This window comes from Leptospira meyeri (genome assembly GCF_004368965.1).
GTDB lineage: Bacteria > Spirochaetota > Leptospiria > Leptospirales > Leptospiraceae > Leptospira_A > Leptospira_A meyeri.
In genome coordinates this window covers 256,155-274,563 of the sequence record NZ_SORO01000003.1, presented here as the reverse complement: position 1 = coordinate 274,563, position 18,409 = coordinate 256,155, and the positions used below count along the sequence as shown (strand labels likewise).

Here is an 18,409-nt window from a genome sequence, read left to right as displayed (position 1 = left end):
GAAAAGAAACAAAGTCAAATCTAAATAAAAACGAACAACATGCTTTTACTCGTGATAGAACTTAAGTCAAAATGCTACAAAAGTAACAAAATGGAAGAATGCTATAACGAAATATAAGTGTTATTTCTTCACATAACTGGTGATAGGTTGTCTGCAACTCCAACAAATACGATTTGTTTGCCAAATCATTCGTTGACAAAAGAAAAAAAGTCACAATTATTTTTGGAAGATTATAAAATTTTTATCAATTAAAATTGGAAATTTATGTTCAAAACTCGTAAATCCCGCCTCTGGTTTTTTCTACTGATCGTACTGATACTTCTATCTTTTTTAAAACCAAAAGATGTGGGCTCTGCTTACCAAGAATACTATTCTGCTCTTAATGAAGAGTTAAAAACAAAAGGCTTTGGAAAACCGGTTGTACTTTTGGACTTGGATCGGTTGGATGAAAATTTATCTACCCTGTCGAAAAATATACCACCGCCTTTGCACTATCGTATTGTTGTAAAGTCACTTCCTTCTTTGGATCTTCTTCGTTATATTACGAAAGCAACAAAAACAAATCGTCTTATGGTTTTTCATTCTGGTGATCTCGTGATGTTACTCGGTGATCCAGAGTTTTCTTCTTTCGATATCCTCCTAGGTAAACCGATGCCAGTTCGTGCATTAGAAGATATTTATCAAAAAACAAAACTAGACCGATTCCAAAAAATTCACTGGTTAGTAGATACAAAAACAAGACTCAACCAATACTTGGAATTTGCAAAACTGAAGAATATAAAACTAAACCTTGTTTTAGAAATTGATATTGGCCTTCATCGAGGTGGATTCGTCCATCCAAATGAAGTAAATCAAATTCTTTCCATGATTCAGGGCGATCAAAAGAACTTGGAGTTTGGTGGATTTATGGGTTACGAGCCACATGTCGCTTCCGTTCCAAGTCTATTAGGCGATAAAAATGATGTTATAGAGAAGGAGATTCAATCTTCTTTGAATCAATATGAAGCTTTTGTTCATTCTGGAAAAAAATCTTTTCCTTCTTTGTTTGATAAAGAATTACTATTGAATGGTGGAGGAAGTAAAACATATCGATTTTATCAAAAAAATCAAAATGTTGTCAATGATGTCTCCGTTGGTTCAGCACTTGTGATGCCAACAGATTTTGATGTGAGCACGCTTGTGGAACACAAACCTGCCTTTTTTATTGCTGCCCCAGTTTTAAAACGATTAGAAGGAACAACTATCCCATTTTTAGAATCCATTTCTTTTGTATTTCCATTGTGGAATCCAAACTTACAAGTGACTTATTTCATTTATGGTGGTGCTTATCTTGCAAAAAAAGAATCTCCACAAGGTCTATTTGACAATAGCCTTTATGGTTCTAGTACAAACCAAGGGATATTGAATGGAAGTTTGGCGACTGGATTGAAACCTGATGACTATGTTTTTTTCCGCCCGACTCAGAGTGAGAAGGTGATGGCAGAGATGGGCGAAGTAGTTCTTTTGAGAAAAGGAAAAATCAATGGAACTTGGAAGTGTTTTATCAACTAGCATGCAGAAGTGATTGGCATACTAGGTGATTATTATTTTTTACTTCATTTGGCAGTAAAAAAATCCCACATTACATCATTGGCTTTGATGGCAGTGGAAGGGGTGGCGGACCCAAAGAAAAATGAGGGTTTTTTACCGCCTGGCCAAGAATGTCCTCCCGATTCGGTGACACAAAGTTTTACCTTCACACCATCTTTGCATTCAGTGTATTCGTCGCAGGTAACGCCAGGTTCGTCTAATACACGTTTGGGTGTAGGATTGCACTGGTTGAATCCCACCCATTTGCTTACGGATTTTGGAACAGAAACAAAATCGGTAACAAGCGATCTATCTTTGAAGCTATTCCCAGCACCACCGTTAAATAGTACTTTGTCATCATCTTTTGCGTGAATATGCAAAACGGAAATTGGTTTGGAAGGATTACAAGAGGCCGTATTATCTGTACCTGCAACAGTTGTGATAGCAGAAAATGTATCTGTCATTTCACAAGCGAGACGATAGGTCATCATAGCTCCATTTGACATCCCAGTAGAATAAACTTTGGATTTATCAATATGCATTTGTTTGGTGGCATGGTTTAATACTTCTTTGATAAAACCAACATCGTCGATTTTTTTATCACGTGCTTCGGCACAACAATTTCCCGCATTCCATGTCGCAATTTTTCCAGATTTGTATTTGCTGTAACCATTTGGAAATACGACGATATGTCCAATTTCTTCAGATTTGGATATTTGATGGTAATATTCTTCGTTGGATTGGATTTCCATATCACCACCACCTCCGTGTAAAACAAAGAGAAGAGGCGTTTCTTTGTTAGGTGAATATGATTTTGGTACATGAATTTTGTAATAACGAGGGATTCCCTCAAAAGAAAAAGTGAATGTGTAATCACCAGGACTTTCGATTTTTTGGTTTAGGTCGCTGGACGCAATGGGTGCTGGTTTTTCTTCCATTTTTTTTTGGAAACGCTCTTGGATTTTACTGCGTAACCAGCCACGGGAACAAGAAGCGGTTGAAAAAATGATGAGGATGGAAGATAAAAATAATAGGAATTTGAATTTTCGTTTCATAGACTTTTCCTTCATATTCTACGATAGGACCTGAAATTTTTAAAGAAAGTTCCAGGTATTTCCGTCTATCCGTTCAAAAGTAGTAAGTTAGGCAAAGAAAAATTGGAAGAAGTTGTTTAATTTTATTTTCATTCAGTTACCGAATTTGCCAAAATTTCAAGAGAACGAATTTTTTTATCGGTATCATAAATGGATGTGACAGTCATTAATTCATCGGCTTTTGTCTCATCTAAAACTTTTTTAATACCCACTTTTATTGTCTCAGGTGCACCTACAACTGAATAAGATAACATTTGAGATGCCATTTGTTTTTCTTGTGGAGACCAATAGGAATCCATGTTTTCGATGGGAGGTGGAAAAGGTCCTCTCATATTTCGAAGGATACGAGTAAAAGATTGTTGGGAACTTGTGAAGAGAAACTCCGCTTCTTTGTCTGTATCCGCTGCAATCACATTTACTCCTACCATCACATAAGGTTTGTCCAAATAGAGAGAAGGTCGAAATTGTTTTCGATAAATGGCAATTGCTTCCATAAGTGCTCCCGGTGCAAAATGAGAAGCAAAGGCATAAGGAAGTCCGAGGAGTGCTGCTAATTGTGCACCAAATAAACTAGATCCTAAAATCCAGACGGGGACATGGGTTCCCATTCCGGGAATCGCACGTACTTGTAATTGATTTTCATCATCTTCAAAATAAGCGAGAAGTTCTTTGACATCTTCTGGGAAGGTTTGTGCATTCATGGCATCACGTCTTAACGCACGTAAGGTGAGTTGATCGGTTCCGGGAGCACGACCAAGGCCTAAATCAATCCTTCCGGGATATAAACTTTCTAAGGTTCCAAATTGTTCTGCAATGACAAGAGGAGAATGATTTGGTAACATGATTCCACCTGCACCAACGCGTATGGTTTTGGTATGTCCCGCCAAATGCCCAATGACCACAGAGGTAGCAGCACTCGCAATGGAAGGGAAGTTATGGTGTTCTGCTACCCAAATGCGATGATAACCCAAACTCTCTGCTGCTTTTGCCACTCGCACGGAATTCGCCAGTGCCTCTTTTGCACTATTTCCTTCATTGATAAATACTAAATCGAGAATTGAAAATTTTGCCATTAAGAACACATTCCCTTTTTGCTCTCTCCCGTGTAAATGGGTAAAAAAAGAAAATCATGTTTTATAGAAAAAAAATAAATACGTTTGTTATGTGAAATTTTATTTTGTAGTATAATTTTTAAAAAAAATAATCCAATGAAATCAAATATAAGTCTAAGTAACTTGCAGGCCAAGGATTATACCTTCTTTAGTTTCAAAACATGAGAAGCGACTAGTTTAAGGTTTGTAGTAAGATTGGATTCATTAAGACCGAATGAAAGTATGGAAACCCGATCTAAGTCCTAAGGAAAAATCACTAATCCAATCTGTATTTGTATTTGAATCCAATTGCGAAGAGAAACAAACACTTCCTTTTTATGCGGATGGATTTCCTGGAATTGTTTTTTTTCATTCTAAAAAGCCTGTGACGGTTTTTGTTGGTTCGGAATCCAAAGTAATGGACCCTGTGTTTGTATATGGGCAAACCATTGAACCCATACAAATTGAAATTAATGGTCCTTTTTTCTTCGTGATGGTGCAACTTCTCCCTGCAGTCGTAGAATCTTCTTTGGACATTCCTGTTCTTGAATTAACCAATTCATGTTGGACAATCCCCAGATCCGATTGGAACTTTGAACCTAGTTTTAGTTTGGCGATAGATGAGTTTTCTTCTTCTTTGGGTACCCAGGCATTAATGAATTTCATTATCGAAAAAGGAAAGAAGTTTCACCCAGACCCGGTTTTGCATGTTTGTATCGAAGAAATATTAGAGAAAAAAGGGAACTGTGAAATTGGAAAATTATCTAAAAAACATGGACTTTCGGAAAGAACACTGCAAAGGCGATTCCAAAACTATGTGGGTTTGACTCCAAAACAGTTTTCAACCATCATTCGGTTCCAATTTAGTTTAAATGAAATAAATACAGAAAACAATTCTAGGCTTACGGATGTAGCGTATGTTAGTGGGTATTCGGACCAATCTCATTTTATCCGCCAATTTAAGTTGTTCACCAAAAAAAAACCATTTCAATTCAGAGAAAAAAACTAAAATCTGTCGGGTTTGTTCAATTTTTCTTTTTTGATTTTTTGTATTCTGTATACATGAAACCAAAAACACTCATCATTGGATCCAGCGGAAAAACTGGATCACGAATTCTATCAAAACTAAAACAAGCCAATTATCCGGTTCGGTTGGGATCAAGAAAGGCGGAACCATCCTTTGATTGGGAAAACCCAGAAGGTTGGGAAAAGGCCCTCCAAGGAATCAACCAGGTTTATATTAGTTACCAACCAGATTTGGCAGTACCTTCATCTTTGAAGGCCATCCAATCCTTGGTTCAAGTTTGTCAAAAAAACGAGGTAAAACGTCTTGTTTTGTTATCTGGAAGAGGTGAACCAGAAGCAAGAGCTTGCGAACAAATTGTACAAAACTCTGGGTTAGAGTGGACCATCCTTCGATCGAGTTGGTTCTTACAAAATTTTAGTGAGGGAATGTTTCTCGACTCAATTTTAGAAGGTAAGGTTTTATTTCCAAGGGTAGCAGCCAAGGAACCCTTTGTGGATTTGGATGATCTTTGTGATCTTGCCTTTGATTCTCTTGTGACAGACAAACATAAAAATAAACTCTATGAGCTGACAGGTCCAGAACTTGTTAGTTTTAAAGATGTTTTTCAAACGATAGCAAAAACCACAAATCAATTGATTTTATTCGAGGAACTTCCGTTAGATGATTATTTGGTAACTCTAAGGAAACTTGGGCTTCCAGATGATGTTTTATGGTTAATCGATTATTTGTTTCGCACAGTCCTAGATGGAAGGAATGAATCAGTCACGAACGATTTGGAGCTGGCACTAGGTAGAAAGCCAAAAGACTTTCAGACCTATGTCAAAGAAACAGCTAAATCAGGAATTTGGAAAATCCAAGAGAAAGTAAGTTAACTTTAATTTGATGATTCGGCGGGATATCCGCCGTATGTCATTTTCCCCGTTAAATAGATCGGACTTTTTTGTTCTAACAGAATCCGGGTGTTGAGTTTGGATTGGATCTCTTGAAGTGTTTGTAAGGAATAGGAAGTAATTCCTCCATCCACAACCAAAACATAATGATAAGATGAGTTCGGATTTTCGTCTAGATCCAAATCATCCCATATATGTAAAATGTTTCCAGAACCAACCTCTCGATTCCGATCTGGAGTGATGATGACCTCATTGGTTTCCTGGTTAGGAGTGGTTGGTATGGACTGGTTATAGATTTTTTTTTCGGAAACTAAAATAACCTTCGTAGGATCAAAATGATTGGGAAGGTAGACCTCTGTGGGAGCATCCGAGTACCTTCCTTTCCAAATGACCAATTGAAATCTTTTCCCCACAAAGTATTTTGGTTCCGAGTCTCCCGGTTTGATTGCGGCCCAAGAAAATACATTGTTCCAAGTATCGTACCCAACTGTATTATAATAACTACTGATGATCCGGCCTTGCGATTTGCGCAAATAACCTCGCTCGATGGAATGGTTATTTAAGTTGAAACTGGTTCCATAATTTCCTACCACTGAAAAGTCTTCTTCATTCCATGCATCTTTTGTAGTAACAAGTTTATTTGGATTTCCATTCATATACTCTGCATGGTTATTGTAATAATAATCCCAGTGCCATTGTGTTCCCGATACAATGGGATTGTAAAAATCGGCGAATCTAGATTTGGAACTTTGGTTTCCATCTGAAATCTCCATCGCTTGGTATACGGCACTGATCATTCGAGGGGTATCTTTTGCACCTGTTCCTTTGAGCCACATTCCAAATTCACTCAGGAAAACGGGAATTTTTAGAAACCTGGATTCCTTTCTGATTTCATCTAAATATTTGAAATAGGTTGCATTATCAATTCCAGTAAGGTCTGTTCCCATACGCCCTGCGTCATAGAAGTGAGAGTTAAATACAAATCCTGGACCAGGTGGTGAGAGCAAATGACCACCTCCTGTTGCTGGTGCAATCGCCGAACCAATATTTGTATTCCAAAATACTAAAGGTTCAGCAAATACCCATTTATTTTCCCATCCATTTTGATTTAAAATGGTTCGGATTTTTTTGTACATTGGCCATAACTTTTGATTGTCCCACTGAGCAGGCGTTAATCCTTCCATTCCTCCGTCCACTGGTTCATTAAATGGATCAAGTCCGAGTATATAAGAAAATTCTTCTGCACTAAGTTTATCTTTTAGATAGGCAGATGTTTTTCCGATTTGCCATAGAAACTCTGTTTGCATATTCCTTGTTCCAGAATTTGTGGATAGTGGGGCATTGTTCCAAAAGTTACGAAAGGCACGACGGACTGCTTCGTTTGTTAAATTGTTTTGACTCCAACTGGCACAAATTATGCCACAGTATTCGGTTGGGTAACTCCCTCCCTTGGTAATCCAAGCCGGTGCACCATTTCCTGTATGCCAAGAGTTTTTATTAAATAGATGGCGTGAGAACAAATCTTGATGGTAATCAAGAAGAATGTACATTCGTTTTGCTGTTGCTTTTTTGATTTGGTTTATGACCGAATCTAGGTAATTATAATCAATCGTATCAACTGCAGGATGGACGCCTTCCCAAGCTATCGTATAACGAATGATATTTGATCCTGTGGTTTTTCCGAGCCTAGTAAAAGCAATCTCTGCATCGGATTCATTTGCAAATGGTTTAAACCCATGTTGCGCCAGTTTCATATTCCCTGAAATATTAAATCCTCGGAAACTGACCTCTCGACCTAGTCCATCCACAAAAATCTGGTCTGTGAACGAGTTGTTATTTTTTTCTGAAATCAAAATTTCCCGCTCTTGGGATGTAAGGCTGTAATCTAGATTATGCAGGGACGTTGCAATTGCGGTTGCCTTTGAAGATCCAAAGGAATGAACTTCAGTAGTTCCCGGTTGGTTGTATCCGCCTAATAATAGTAAGGTAACCATGTTTGACCCGTTATCTTTTGCCGGAGTACAGGCAAGAGTGCTGAGTAAAAAAATGCGAATCAGGCCTGAGCCTAGGTTTCCCTGTTTCCGGTTTGGTTTCATAATTCCTCGTTTGGCATTCCTTGGGGAATGGGTTTTGGCCAGTTGCATCACATTAGTCGACGTTTGTCGATCAAAAAAATGACATCAAATTTCCATAAATATGCAATTGAGAAATCCTCATCCGGAAAAAGCACCTGAGTGAAATAGGAAACTGACTTACCTTTTTTACTTGGGAACGGTTTTCATCGCATCACCTCTTCATTCTGTCCGATTCTTACGGAAATCACTCTCTTATTGTAGCGGAAACCTGAACACTGCTCTATAAAAATCGACATATGTCGATTAAATTTCTTGCCATATTTTTAACACTGTTTAGACTTATAAACCGAATTTGGTTTTGGATCGGCCTTGGCCACGAGAGGAAACCCAAGCGAAAACTGTTTTATTTAGAAATTTAGATTCGGAGAAAGTATATGAATTCCAAAAAAGAATCCCGAGTGCGCTTGGGTTTTACCATGATTTGCAGCTTTCTGGTTTTGCATTGTTCCGACCAGAAGCCATCCCCATCGCCCCTACTTGGACTCGTCAGTGCCGGTGCGAGTGAGAGTTCTCAGTTGGATTTGGCCAGTTCGTCTGGTGTGAGTCGTGCCGTGGCACCTTCCCTTGGTTCGTCGCCCTATTTAGTCGGCGCAGGTATTTACGACATCACAGGACCTGCTGCAGAAGTAGGGATGATGGGATTTGCGGAAACAGCTCAAAAAACGGAAGGGATTTATATGCGCCTATGGTCAAGGGCCTATATCATTGGAGATGCTTCCAAACGAGTGGTATTTGTCAGCGCTGATTTGGGTATGATTTTCCAATCCATCAAACAAGCGGTGAGCAAAAAAATCGCTTTGGATTCAGAACTTTCTCCTTATTATAATGAGGCAAATGTTTTGCTTTCTGCAACACATACTCATAGTGGTCCAGGTGGTTATTCACATTATTTTTTATACAATGCGACTACAGCAGGTTTTATTAAAGAAAACTATGACGTAATTGTGGATGGGATTTATCGTTCTATCAAATTGGCTCACCAAAATTTAGTTCCTGGGAATGTCTATATCAACCAAGGAAACCTAACGGACGCTAGTAAGAATCGTTCTGCAGTTGCTTACGATAAAAACCCTGTGAGTGAGAGAAACTTTTATGGATCGAACGTAGACCAAACGATGACATTGTTGAAACTAGTTGCGGCAGATGGTAGAGAATTAGGAATGGTGAACTGGTTTGCCGTACATCCAACTAATGTTGGTCCAACAAATAAACTCATTGGTGGTGATAATAAGGGGCTTGCTTCTTATTTATTTGAAAAGTCTAAAAGTGCAAACTATTCAGCAAACCAAACATTCGTGGCTGCTTTTGCTCAATCGAATGCAGGTGATGTGACACCGAATCTTTGGGGCCCTGCGGATGGAGTGAATGATTATGCGCGCCAAAAGATTATTGCCGAAAAGCAATTAAACAAAGCACAATCTTTGTATTCTTCTGCCAATACTCAATTAACAGGTTCTGTTGACTTCCGACATACATATGTTAACTTTTCGAACCTTTATATCAGTAGTTTAGGAACTACTACTTGCCCTGCGGGGATGGGTGCTTCTTTTTCGGCCGGAAGTGTGGAAGATAATGCTGTCTCTGTGGATTTTTTTGATGAAGGAACCACTGTGGATTCCCTCGACTGGAACACAAATACTGCGGATGCATTTAAAGCTAGTTTCCTCGGTGGATTCCTTGGCGTTCTTTGGCCGACTTCTGTGAGCGAAGCTTATAAACTTTGTCATGCGGAAAAACCCGTCCTGATCCCTACGGGTGTGGCGAGTTTCGATGGAAATCCTTGGACTCCACCGGTGATTCCTATGCAGATCATTAAAATTGGGAACTTAGCGATCCTTGCCATTCCTGCCGAAGTATCGACTATGGCGGGTCGAAGGCTTCGTTCTCTAGTAAAAAATGTTTTGGAAAACGAATACACTGTGATTGCAGGGTTGTCCAATTCTTATACTTCGTATCTGACAACAAGAGAAGAATACTCTTCACAACAATATGAAGGAGCTTCAACCCAATTTGGACCGAACACTTTACTTGGATATGAACAAGAATTTGGAAAACTAGCAAGTGCTATGCGGAATGGAACATCTTCCCCTGCAGGTCCTACCCCACCAGACCTCACCAATTACCAAGCTACTTTCCAAACAGGCGTTGTTTTTGATGATGTCCCTCTCTTTAAAAGTTTTGGAACAGTATTTACCCAACCTTCTGCTTCCTATAGCAATGGTGCCACTGTGAATGCCGTCTTCTGGGGAGCTCATCCAAAAAATAACATGCTCATCGGAAGTAGCTTCGTGGATGTGGAAAAACAAAATGGATCAACTTGGACAGTTGTGGCAAGAGATTACGACCCATCCACGACATACCGATGGCAAAGAGATGGGGTCGCTTATTCCAAAATCAATGTTTCTTGGAATACCACATCCTTTCCAGCAGGGACCTATCGACTTAGACACCGGGGCCATTGGAAATCTGGTTGGACTGGAGCGATCAGTGCTTACCAAGGGGTCACAAATCAATTCACTGTGCAGTAATATCTGAACAATCACTCACCTGACCCTTAAAAAAGGTCAGGTATTTTCTTTACAACGGGATTGACTAGGTAAGATTTTCTAGAAGGCTCGTAGTATGGATAAATTGGTAGACGCATCCTTATCCCCAGACCTTGCTTCCAGGCCCTTTAAATTCACAAGCAAACAGGGAAGAAATAGACGAACTCAATTGTTAACAATTGCTTTGGAATTCCTTAGGGAAAAATCTCCAGAAGAAATTAGTTTTGCAGACATTTGCAAAGAAGCAAATATCCCGAGGCCATCTGCTTACCATTTTTTCCCGAATGTGGAAGCAATCTTCCATGGAATTCGGTTGTTGCATTCAGAAAGCCTTATCGAAAAATCTATATTATTAAAAAGAGAATCTTTTGATTCCTGGAAAACATATATTGAAAGATCAATTGACGTTGCTGTTGAAGTCACCAATAAAGAAAGAGCTTTCCCTCGATTGATTTATGGATATCGAATGAGTAATCCTGACATGCGCCAAGTGGGTCAGGAACTGGATGCAAAACTAGCAAACCTAGCCAAACTCGGACTTATGGACCGGTTCGAATTACCAGAGTTAGAACAGACAGACCAAATCTTCGGAGTTGCCTTTTCTATTGCAGATTCTTTGTTAAAACATTCTTACCGAACCTTTGGAGATTTCACTCCTTGGATGGTGGGAGAAGCCAAAAAGGCTACAATCTCGTATTTAAAAAATTATTTACCTGAAGTCTGCAAACCTAAGTAGAATGTCAGTAATTTCCTGAATAAGACGATCCACCAAATGTCCCTCCATTAATGGTTGTTATATCATTTATGGGGTTAGTGGCTTCATCAAAGTAGAGTGCTGTAGGACAGCTGAATAGTCTATTTCCGTTAAAACTGATGGGACTTGAGCCACTAGCTTCATACAAACAATACCTATTGGATCCTCCGGAAGTAAAGAGCGTGTTGAATTGGTAATTTCCGACATCCGTCGCTCCAGCCCCATGGTAAATCGCCATACTTGAGTTTCCTGTGCCTCCATCTAAAATGTTACTCGTGACTGATGCATTAGAAGGATAACTTGTGTTCACTGCATAGGAGATACCACCAGAACCTCCATTGATCGTATTATTCGCAATCATAGGTGTGTTTGCATGTGGTGAATTATAAATTCCATGTGCAGAATCGTTTGCAATTCCGCCAAAAATCGTATTGAAAACTACTGTAGGTGAAGAAGAATCTTGGACGAATACACCAAATGTATTTGTGACTGAAGAAGTTCCTCCGCGAATAAAATTGTTCGAGATGATTGCTGAGGATGTGGAAAGAAAGATGGCAACGGAAATAGCATTATTCACAACACCTCCTTCCAATCGGTTGTTTGTGATAGTGGGAGATCCAATTAAGCAGTTGAAGGCGATGGATGCCACCGGTGCATTCGGGTTCGATGCCCCTTGAACATAAAATCCATCCACAACTGTGGAAGATGTGATTCCTGAACCAGCATTCATTGCGATTGAATCGGCACTGGCAGTTGCAGTATCAACAATCCTTGTAATGTACAAATTGGAATTGCGATTTAAAAAATCAGAACTAAGTCCACCGTATAACGAAACATTATTTGTCAAATTGACTTGAGTTCCGAGTCCACTATCCACGAAATAATTTCCTTCTGAAACTAAAATAGCTGCAGGCGGAGTTGATGCTGTAATGGCAGCAGGAATTGTCAGTTTTGCACTTCCCGGTGTGGTTCCTGAATTTCCATTATTTCCTGTGGGACTTACATAATATAAGTTTGTATTGGAAGAAAGAACTGTATAAGTTCCATTTAGTGGTGCTAAATGTATCCCAAGAAAATCTGTAGCATCTAATACAAAAGAATACGTTCCGAGAGGGATTGGACCAGAAAGTACCACGGTGTCATTGGGTGAATATGTATCTGACCAAACAGCGTTTAGTTGGATTCCAAGGTTTGCAGAAAATGAATCGGGAATTATACTCCGATTGAATACAACTCGAATCTCAGTGTTGGAAAGAATGATGTTCCCAAGAGAGGGAGTGATTGTTGCTGAAGGTCCTCCGTAAAGTCCTAGAAGTAGTGTTAGGTTTTTCAGGTGGTCCTTTTTTTTGGAAGGGTCAATGTCCAAAAGTTCTCTGACGATGGGGTTTAACAAACAATGGAATTGGATAAAGATTAGAACGAAAACCAGCAGAAAAGAGAACTTTGGAGATTTTCTTTATTTTCGCATAACATATCCAAAGAAGATAAACGTAACTGATTCTGTCAACCAGGCAACCAATTTACTCAAAATTCTTAAAAACAAAAGGAAATTTATTTCATTCCGATATATGCGTACTCTGTGACCGTTTGGATGAATTTTTCCATTTCTTTAGGGTCATTTTTCATTTGTAACCTGCCTTCCAAAAATAACATCGCAATTCCATGGATCATCGCCCAAGAAGCTAATGTTTTTTCCCTGGTATCCCCTTTTGCTAAATGTCCCAAGGATTGACCCAATCGAATGATCTCGTGTAACTGGCGATAGGTTCTCCTGGAGACTGCCAGTAGTGTTGGATGGGTTTTGGCATCAACTCCTGTTCCACCAAACATAATCCTTGCGAATTGCCTGTTCTCCATAATGAACTGAAAATAAGTCCAACCTAAAGCACGATATCTTCCTTTAAAGTCTTGGTCAGTTTTTTCTAATTCTTTTTGATAAGTCTCAAAATACTTTTGAAATCCGATTTCAGCAATGGCAGAGAAAAGGGCGTGTTTATTTTCAAAATGGTGGTAAGTGGCGACGTGACTCACTCCCGCTTTTGCGGCCACTTTGCGAAGTGAGATGTCTTCGAGAGATGTTGTTCCGAGAAGTTCCAAACCTGCTTGGACCAATGCTTCTTTCACATTTAATCCATTTTCTTTCGAAGGGCGGCCCACAGCCTTTGGTTTTTTTTTTGTGTTTTTTTTTCGCGAAATAGCCATTTCCCCAATTCTTGTTCAGACTCTATTCATGACTAGTGTTAATTACCGGTGGTAATTTTAGGGCTTGCAATCTGAATTCTTAATATTACCAATGGTAAATTAATTCAAATTAGGAAATAGTCAGAATGAATCCAGCATTTACACCGATCCAAATTGGTAATTTTACCCTCCCCAATCGTTTTATTATGGGATCCATGCATCTTGGTGTGGAGGGAGAAACTGGCACAGCCGAAAGGATGGCTGCTTTTTATGGCAAACGGTTTGAAGGAGGGGTGGGTCTTATCGTCACCGGTGGGATCAGTGTGAATGAAGAGGGAAAAGGATCTCGGACTTTTTTTAACATCCAAAATCCAGAACATGCCAAAGAATTAAAACGTATGAACGAACTGCTTTATGGCAAAGGGACTATGTGTGCCCAACTTTTCCATGCAGGAAGGTATGCAGCAGATAGAAATTGTGTGGCCCCGTCTGCCATTCGAGCACCAATCAATCGTTATGTGCCAAAAGCACTGACAGAAGAAGAGTGTTGGAACACAGTCGAAGACTTTGGAGTGGCGGCAAAACTCGCAAAAGAATCTGGATTTGGTGCTGTTGAAATTATGGGGAGCGAAGGTTATCTCTTAAATCAGTTTTTCTCTCCTGTGACAAACCATAGAGATGATTATTTTGGTGGGGATGCGTCCCGAAGGATGAACTTTTCGATAGAAGTCCTCCGTGCCGTGAAAAAACAACTTCCAGAGGGGTTCCCTGTAATTTTTCGTATGTCAGGGATTGATCTTATCCCAGGAAATCCTACCTTTGAAGAAGTAATTCACTTAGCACGAGTTTTGCGAGATGAAAAAGTTTCCGCTTTGAATGTCGGGATTGGTTGGCATGAATCCCGAGTTCCTACCATAAGCCAACTAGTTCCTCGTGGGGCTTGGATTCCCATTGCAAGTCGTATCAAAGAGAACACACCAGGTGTTCCCATCATTGCTTCTAACCGAGTGAACGATCCCATTACCATGCAAAAAGTTTTTGATGAAAATCGGGCCGATATCATTTCAATGGCAAGGCCATTTCTCGCCGATCCATTCATTGTCAAAAAATTCCAAACGGGGATGTCAAACCGAATCAATACTTGTGTGGCTTGTAACCAAGCCTGCCTTGATCATGCTTTCCAAGAAAAATTTGTTTCGTGTATTGTGAACCCAGAAGCCGTTCATGAATTAGAGTTTTCTAAACCTAAAACAAAGGATCCTAAAAAAGTTCTTGTGATTGGAACAGGACCTGCGGGGCTTGAGGCAGCACGTGCGAGTGCTAGTCTCGGACATAAGGTCACTCTTGTGGAAAAAGCCAGTGCGCTTGGTGGTCAATTTCAATTGGCATCCAACATTCCAGGTAAGTCAGAATTCAAAGAAACCATTCGTTATTTTTCTAATGAACTGCCAGCTCTTGGAGTTGAGATTCGTTTGAATACAAATGCAACCCTAACATTGTTAGAAACAGAAAATCCAGATGTAACTATTTTTGCAAGCGGAGTGAAACCACGTGAGTTTTCTTTAAAAGGACTAGAAAATCTTCCTTCAGGAAATTATACTGAGTATCTCACTGGAAAGTTCAAACCAGGAAAACGTGTAGCCGTGATTGGCGGAGGAGGGATTGGTGTGGATGTCGCCCATAGATTGACGGAAGAAGAAGAGCCTACTTTGAATTCCTATGATAAAAAATACAATATCAGTTCCTTTATTGATGCTGGGGTTCAGAAAGAAAAAGCCCACCGAGATGTTGCAGTCTTTCGTAGAAATGGAAAACACGGAGCTGGACTTGGACCAACCACATTTTGGGCACTCAAACAAGAGTTAGAATCCGTAGGTGTGGAGTTTTATCAAGGCCTTACTTACAAAGAAGTCACAAAAGAAGGATTAAAAGTAGAACTAAAAAATGGAGAAGAGTTTTTGTATCCTTGTGATTCGCTGATTTTATGTGTGGGTCAGGAAAAAGAAAACTCGGTTCTTGAAGAATTCCAAAACAAATATCCAAACAAACAAACAATTGTGATCGGTGGGGCAAAAGATCCAAAAAATATCGATGCCAAACGAGCATTTTTAGAAGGTTTAGAAGCAGCATATAGCATTCATTAGGAGAAAAACATGATCGCAAATAACTATTTTTCAGAAGACGAAGACTTACAGTTAATTTTTAACCAACTTCTTGATTGGGATTCCATTATAAAAGAAACAGAAGGGGAGGGTTTTTTTGACCATCAAACATTTGTAAAAACAAATAACCCTCGTTATGAAATGGCACCTTCTACAAAGGAAGAAGCGCTCGAATTATATACTTCTAGTTTGGATGCAATGGGAGATTTTTTTGGAAACGATGTTTCCCAAAAATCTCAAACCATGGATCGTAATGAACTAAAGTATTCGAATGGAAAGGTGATTTTTCCAAAAGAAACAATCGAGATTTATGAAAAATTTCGTAACACCGGTCTTATGGCATATTCACTTTCTAGAGAAGCTGGTGGTCTTGCTTTCCCGGCAACGGTTGGTGCACTTTATGCGATGCTTATGGCAAGGGCAGATGTTGCCTTTTGTATGACGACTACCTTACTCAACTTAGCACAAATTGTAGATCGGTTTGGAACACCGGAACAGGTAGAAACCTATGCAACAAAGGCGGCCACAGGTGAATGTTTGTTTGCAATGTCACTCACGGAACCTGATTACGGATCTGACCTTAACAATGTAAGAACGGTTGCAGTGAAACAAGAGGATGGAAGTTATCGCTTAACAGGTACCAAGCGGTTTATTTCACAAGGTTGCGGACTTGGCGACCATCCAGCTCTTCTTCTCACTTTGGCACGCACCGGAAAATCGGAAGGTGGAGCGAGAGGACTCTCTGTATTCATTGTTAAAAGCGAAGATGTTTTTGTCGCAGGTATTGAAAAGAAAATGGGAATTCATGCTTCACCCACTTGTGAAATTGTTTATGATAACACTTACGGAGAAATTTTAGGTGAAGAAGGACTTGGGCTTACACGTTATACAGCTGGGATGACAAACTTTATGCGTCTTGTGAGTGCCTCCGGTGGTTGCGGTGGTGGAGCTGCTGCTTATTTTGAATGTGTGAAGTATGCCAATGAAAGAAAACAATTTGGAAAACCCATTGGTGAAATTCCTGCTGTTGCGGAGATGATTCATAAAATCAAACGAGAAACAAATGCGATGCGACTTCTCACTCTAGAAACAGCACGTGTGATTGATATGTACCAACACCATCAAATTCGGATGGAAAAGGTTGGGAAAGAAGATAGGGAAATTCGAAAAGATGAAAAAGTAAAGTATTGGTCTACACTTGCATCCACTCTCACCCCAATGGCGAAATATTATAGTTCCGAAGAAGGGCATAAATGTACCAATCTCGCTGTGCAAGTGTTTGGTGGAGCTGGTTATACGGAAGACTACGATATCTCTCGCATGTTTAGGGATTCTCGAATCAATACCATCTACGAAGGGACAAGCCAAATTCATGTTCGTATTGCCACAGGTGCTATCCTTGCCGGTATGGCCGGTGATGGAAATTTTAGAAAGTATCTCAATTCTTTGAAAGCAGAGATTCCAACTCCCTCTTCATTTCTTTTGGAACAAGAAAGAGTTTTGGAAGAATCCATTCGCGTGATGCGAAACATCCAAGAAGAAGTGAGAAAAGAAACGGTAGCAGAAAACTTAATGATCCAAATGACTCGTTACATTTGTAGTTTGTTATACGAAAAATCAATTCCGAAAATTACAGACCCGAAGTTGAGCGAAATTTGGAAAAAAGACTGCCATGCTTACGTAATTGATAGTGCAGCCATTGCTCAATCGAGTCTTTATCGAATTCAAAATTTCGGATAAATAAATGGCTGGCTGTTACTGTCACCTTGCAGTTGTTATGATTTTTTCAACTAAGTCCACAATCTCTTGGATTGAAGTTGGGTCTCCATAACCACCTGCAGTGGTCACGATTACCATATCTAAGCTGGGGATGGAAAAGATGAGTTGTCCTCCATTCCCCAAAGCAAGTGACCAAGGTATTTTTTTATTGGAAATTTGCGTTTCGCCAAGCCACCATTGGTAACCATAACCAAAAGATCTCCCATCAGTTCGAAAAATTTTCACCTCTGAATCGATTTGGTATTTCAGTGAATCACTTAACCATTGTTTTGATATAATTTGTTTTCCTTTCCATTTGCCTTCGTTTAAAACTAACCTGCCTAATTTTAACATGTCTCTTGGTTTTAATCGAAGTCCTGCTTGTGCAAGTGCCCTTCCATTTCTATCTTCCACCCATTCAAAGTTTTTAATCTCTAATGGATCAAATAACCATTCCTTCGCTAAATCCTTTAATGATTTTTTGGTTTTTTTTATCAGTATATCAGAAAGGACGGATGTACCTCCGCCGTTATATTTGAATTTTATGCCTGGTTGTGTCACCACCTCTCTGTCGAAAACAAATTCAGCAATGTTTTGTTTCCAAAGAAGTTTTGTTTCATCACTAAACAGAAATCCATATCTCCATTCTTCCCAATCCAACCCACTACTCATTGTTAAAAGATGTTTTAATGTAATATTTTTTTTTGCATCATCAGGTGGGGTAGCCAGTTCTTGATAAAAAGATAAAACTGGGGAATTTACGTTTGAAATTATTTTTTTGTCGATTGCAATTCCGAAAAGTAGAGAGACTACAGATTTGCTAACGGACCTGACGTCATGTAATGTGTTTGAATTGAACTCGGTTTTTCCATCGAAAGGAAAGCGGAGTCCATAGCGTTTGTTAAATGGTTTATCTTCCCTTGTGTTATAGACTTCTGTGATTAATTTTCCGTGTCTTTCGATTACAAGAGAATGCAACTCACTTGAGTCTGAAGTTACTTCATTGACTAATTTGCAAAAAATATCTGTTTTAAAATCTAAATCAATCGATTCGGTGATTTCCCAATCTTGATCGCCGAGAGGTTTTGGGCAAGACCATTGGGGGATTGACTCTCCGTAATTTTGATCACTGGTAAAAAAGAAGATTGAGAAAATAATTCCCGTAATGACTTTTGTTTGTTTCAATTTAAGATACCACCGAT

At 39.4% G+C, this 18,409-nt stretch carries 13 protein-coding genes; 7 read left to right on the top strand and 6 right to left on the bottom strand.

All coding sequences use genetic code 11. From position 1 onward, the window contains the following. The first annotated feature begins 264 nt into the window (after positions 1-264). The gene (locus CLV96_RS17290; protein WP_004787505.1) at positions 265-1,551 is read left to right on the top strand and encodes an alanine racemase; all 1,287 of its coding nucleotides are present in this window, start codon (positions 265-267) and stop codon (positions 1,549-1,551) included. A 44-nt stretch (positions 1,552-1,595) separates the two neighbouring features. Here the strand turns inward: CLV96_RS17290 and CLV96_RS17285 are convergent, their stop codons facing one another. Beyond that, the gene (locus tag CLV96_RS17285) at positions 1,596-2,624 is read right to left on the bottom strand and encodes an extracellular catalytic domain type 1 short-chain-length polyhydroxyalkanoate depolymerase (RefSeq protein WP_004786601.1); all 1,029 of its coding nucleotides are present in this window, start codon (positions 2,622-2,624) and stop codon (positions 1,596-1,598) included. Between the two features lie 128 nt (positions 2,625-2,752). Then, positions 2,753-3,736, bottom strand: a complete 984-nt coding sequence (locus CLV96_RS17280) for an LLM class flavin-dependent oxidoreductase (RefSeq protein ID WP_004787121.1) — start codon at positions 3,734-3,736, stop codon at positions 2,753-2,755. A gap of 253 nt (positions 3,737-3,989) precedes the next feature. Here CLV96_RS17280 and CLV96_RS17275 point away from each other — a divergent pair, with 253 nt between their 5' ends. Then, positions 3,990-4,763, top strand: a complete 774-nt coding sequence (locus CLV96_RS17275) for a helix-turn-helix domain-containing protein (protein WP_004785538.1) — start codon at positions 3,990-3,992, stop codon at positions 4,761-4,763. 53 nt (positions 4,764-4,816) lie between these two features. Then, the gene (locus CLV96_RS17270; RefSeq protein WP_004784473.1) at positions 4,817-5,653 is read left to right on the top strand and encodes an SDR family oxidoreductase; all 837 of its coding nucleotides are present in this window, start codon (positions 4,817-4,819) and stop codon (positions 5,651-5,653) included. Positions 5,654-5,655: 2 nt separating this feature from the next. On the opposite strand, the gene CLV96_RS17265 is transcribed toward CLV96_RS17270, so the two are convergent. Next, complete coding sequence (locus CLV96_RS17265; RefSeq protein WP_420813723.1) at positions 5,656-7,767, bottom strand: cellulase family glycosylhydrolase; 2,112 nt, start codon at positions 7,765-7,767, stop codon at positions 5,656-5,658. A 413-nt stretch (positions 7,768-8,180) separates the two neighbouring features. On the opposite strand from CLV96_RS17265, the gene CLV96_RS17260 reads away from it, so the two are divergent. Both CLV96_RS17260 and CLV96_RS17255 read left to right on the top strand, forming a co-directional pair. Further along, positions 8,181-10,334, top strand: coding sequence for a neutral/alkaline ceramidase (locus tag CLV96_RS17260; RefSeq protein ID WP_004787589.1), 2,154 nt, complete (start codon positions 8,181-8,183; stop codon positions 10,332-10,334). Between the two features lie 94 nt (positions 10,335-10,428). Further along, positions 10,429-11,088 (top strand): TetR/AcrR family transcriptional regulator, encoded by a 660-nt coding sequence (locus CLV96_RS17255; RefSeq protein ID WP_004785021.1) that lies wholly within the window; start codon positions 10,429-10,431, stop codon positions 11,086-11,088. 4 nt (positions 11,089-11,092) lie between these two features. Here the strand turns inward: CLV96_RS17255 and CLV96_RS17250 are convergent, their stop codons facing one another. Further along, the gene (locus CLV96_RS17250) at positions 11,093-12,499 is read right to left on the bottom strand and encodes a right-handed parallel beta-helix repeat-containing protein (protein WP_004786113.1); all 1,407 of its coding nucleotides are present in this window, start codon (positions 12,497-12,499) and stop codon (positions 11,093-11,095) included. Between the two features lie 158 nt (positions 12,500-12,657). Next, positions 12,658-13,308, bottom strand: a complete 651-nt coding sequence (locus CLV96_RS17245; protein ID WP_004787189.1) for a TetR/AcrR family transcriptional regulator — start codon at positions 13,306-13,308, stop codon at positions 12,658-12,660. Between the two features lie 125 nt (positions 13,309-13,433). On the opposite strand from CLV96_RS17245, the gene CLV96_RS17240 reads away from it, so the two are divergent. Beyond that, the gene (locus CLV96_RS17240) at positions 13,434-15,431 is read left to right on the top strand and encodes an oxidoreductase (RefSeq protein WP_004785005.1); all 1,998 of its coding nucleotides are present in this window, start codon (positions 13,434-13,436) and stop codon (positions 15,429-15,431) included. Between the two features lie 9 nt (positions 15,432-15,440). Beyond that, a complete protein-coding gene (locus CLV96_RS17235) occupies positions 15,441-17,189 on the top strand; it encodes an acyl-CoA dehydrogenase family protein (RefSeq protein ID WP_004785304.1) in 1,749 nt (582 codons plus the stop codon). A 21-nt stretch (positions 17,190-17,210) separates the two neighbouring features. On the opposite strand, the gene CLV96_RS17230 is transcribed toward CLV96_RS17235, so the two are convergent. Beyond that, positions 17,211-18,392 carry a serine hydrolase domain-containing protein gene (locus CLV96_RS17230; RefSeq protein WP_004786574.1) on the bottom strand — a complete coding sequence of 394 codons (1,182 nt, stop codon included), beginning with the start codon at positions 18,390-18,392 and terminating at the stop codon, positions 17,211-17,213. Positions 18,393-18,409 lie beyond the last annotated feature (17 nt).

Bases quoted from the DNA above. Each gene is read 5' to 3' on its own strand.
- CLV96_RS17290 (WP_004787505.1), top strand. From the start codon at position 265: ATGTTCAAAACTCGTAAATCCCGCCTCTGGTTTTTTCTACTGATCGTA.
- CLV96_RS17245 (WP_004787189.1), bottom strand. From the start codon at position 13,308: ATGGCTATTTCGCGAAAAAAAAACACAAAAAAAAAACCAAAGGCTGTG.
- CLV96_RS17280 (WP_004787121.1), bottom strand. From the start codon at position 3,736: ATGGCAAAATTTTCAATTCTCGATTTAGTATTTATCAATGAAGGAAAT.
- CLV96_RS17235 (WP_004785304.1), top strand. From the start codon at position 15,441: ATGATCGCAAATAACTATTTTTCAGAAGACGAAGACTTACAGTTAATT.
- CLV96_RS17240 (WP_004785005.1), top strand. From the start codon at position 13,434: ATGAATCCAGCATTTACACCGATCCAAATTGGTAATTTTACCCTCCCC.
- CLV96_RS17255 (WP_004785021.1), top strand. From the start codon at position 10,429: ATGGATAAATTGGTAGACGCATCCTTATCCCCAGACCTTGCTTCCAGG.
- CLV96_RS17270 (WP_004784473.1), top strand. From the start codon at position 4,817: ATGAAACCAAAAACACTCATCATTGGATCCAGCGGAAAAACTGGATCA.
- CLV96_RS17285 (WP_004786601.1), bottom strand. From the start codon at position 2,624: ATGAAACGAAAATTCAAATTCCTATTATTTTTATCTTCCATCCTCATC.
- CLV96_RS17260 (WP_004787589.1), top strand. From the start codon at position 8,181: ATGAATTCCAAAAAAGAATCCCGAGTGCGCTTGGGTTTTACCATGATT.
- CLV96_RS17275 (WP_004785538.1), top strand. From the start codon at position 3,990: ATGAAAGTATGGAAACCCGATCTAAGTCCTAAGGAAAAATCACTAATC.
- CLV96_RS17265 (WP_420813723.1), bottom strand. From the start codon at position 7,767: ATGAAACCAAACCGGAAACAGGGAAACCTAGGCTCAGGCCTGATTCGC.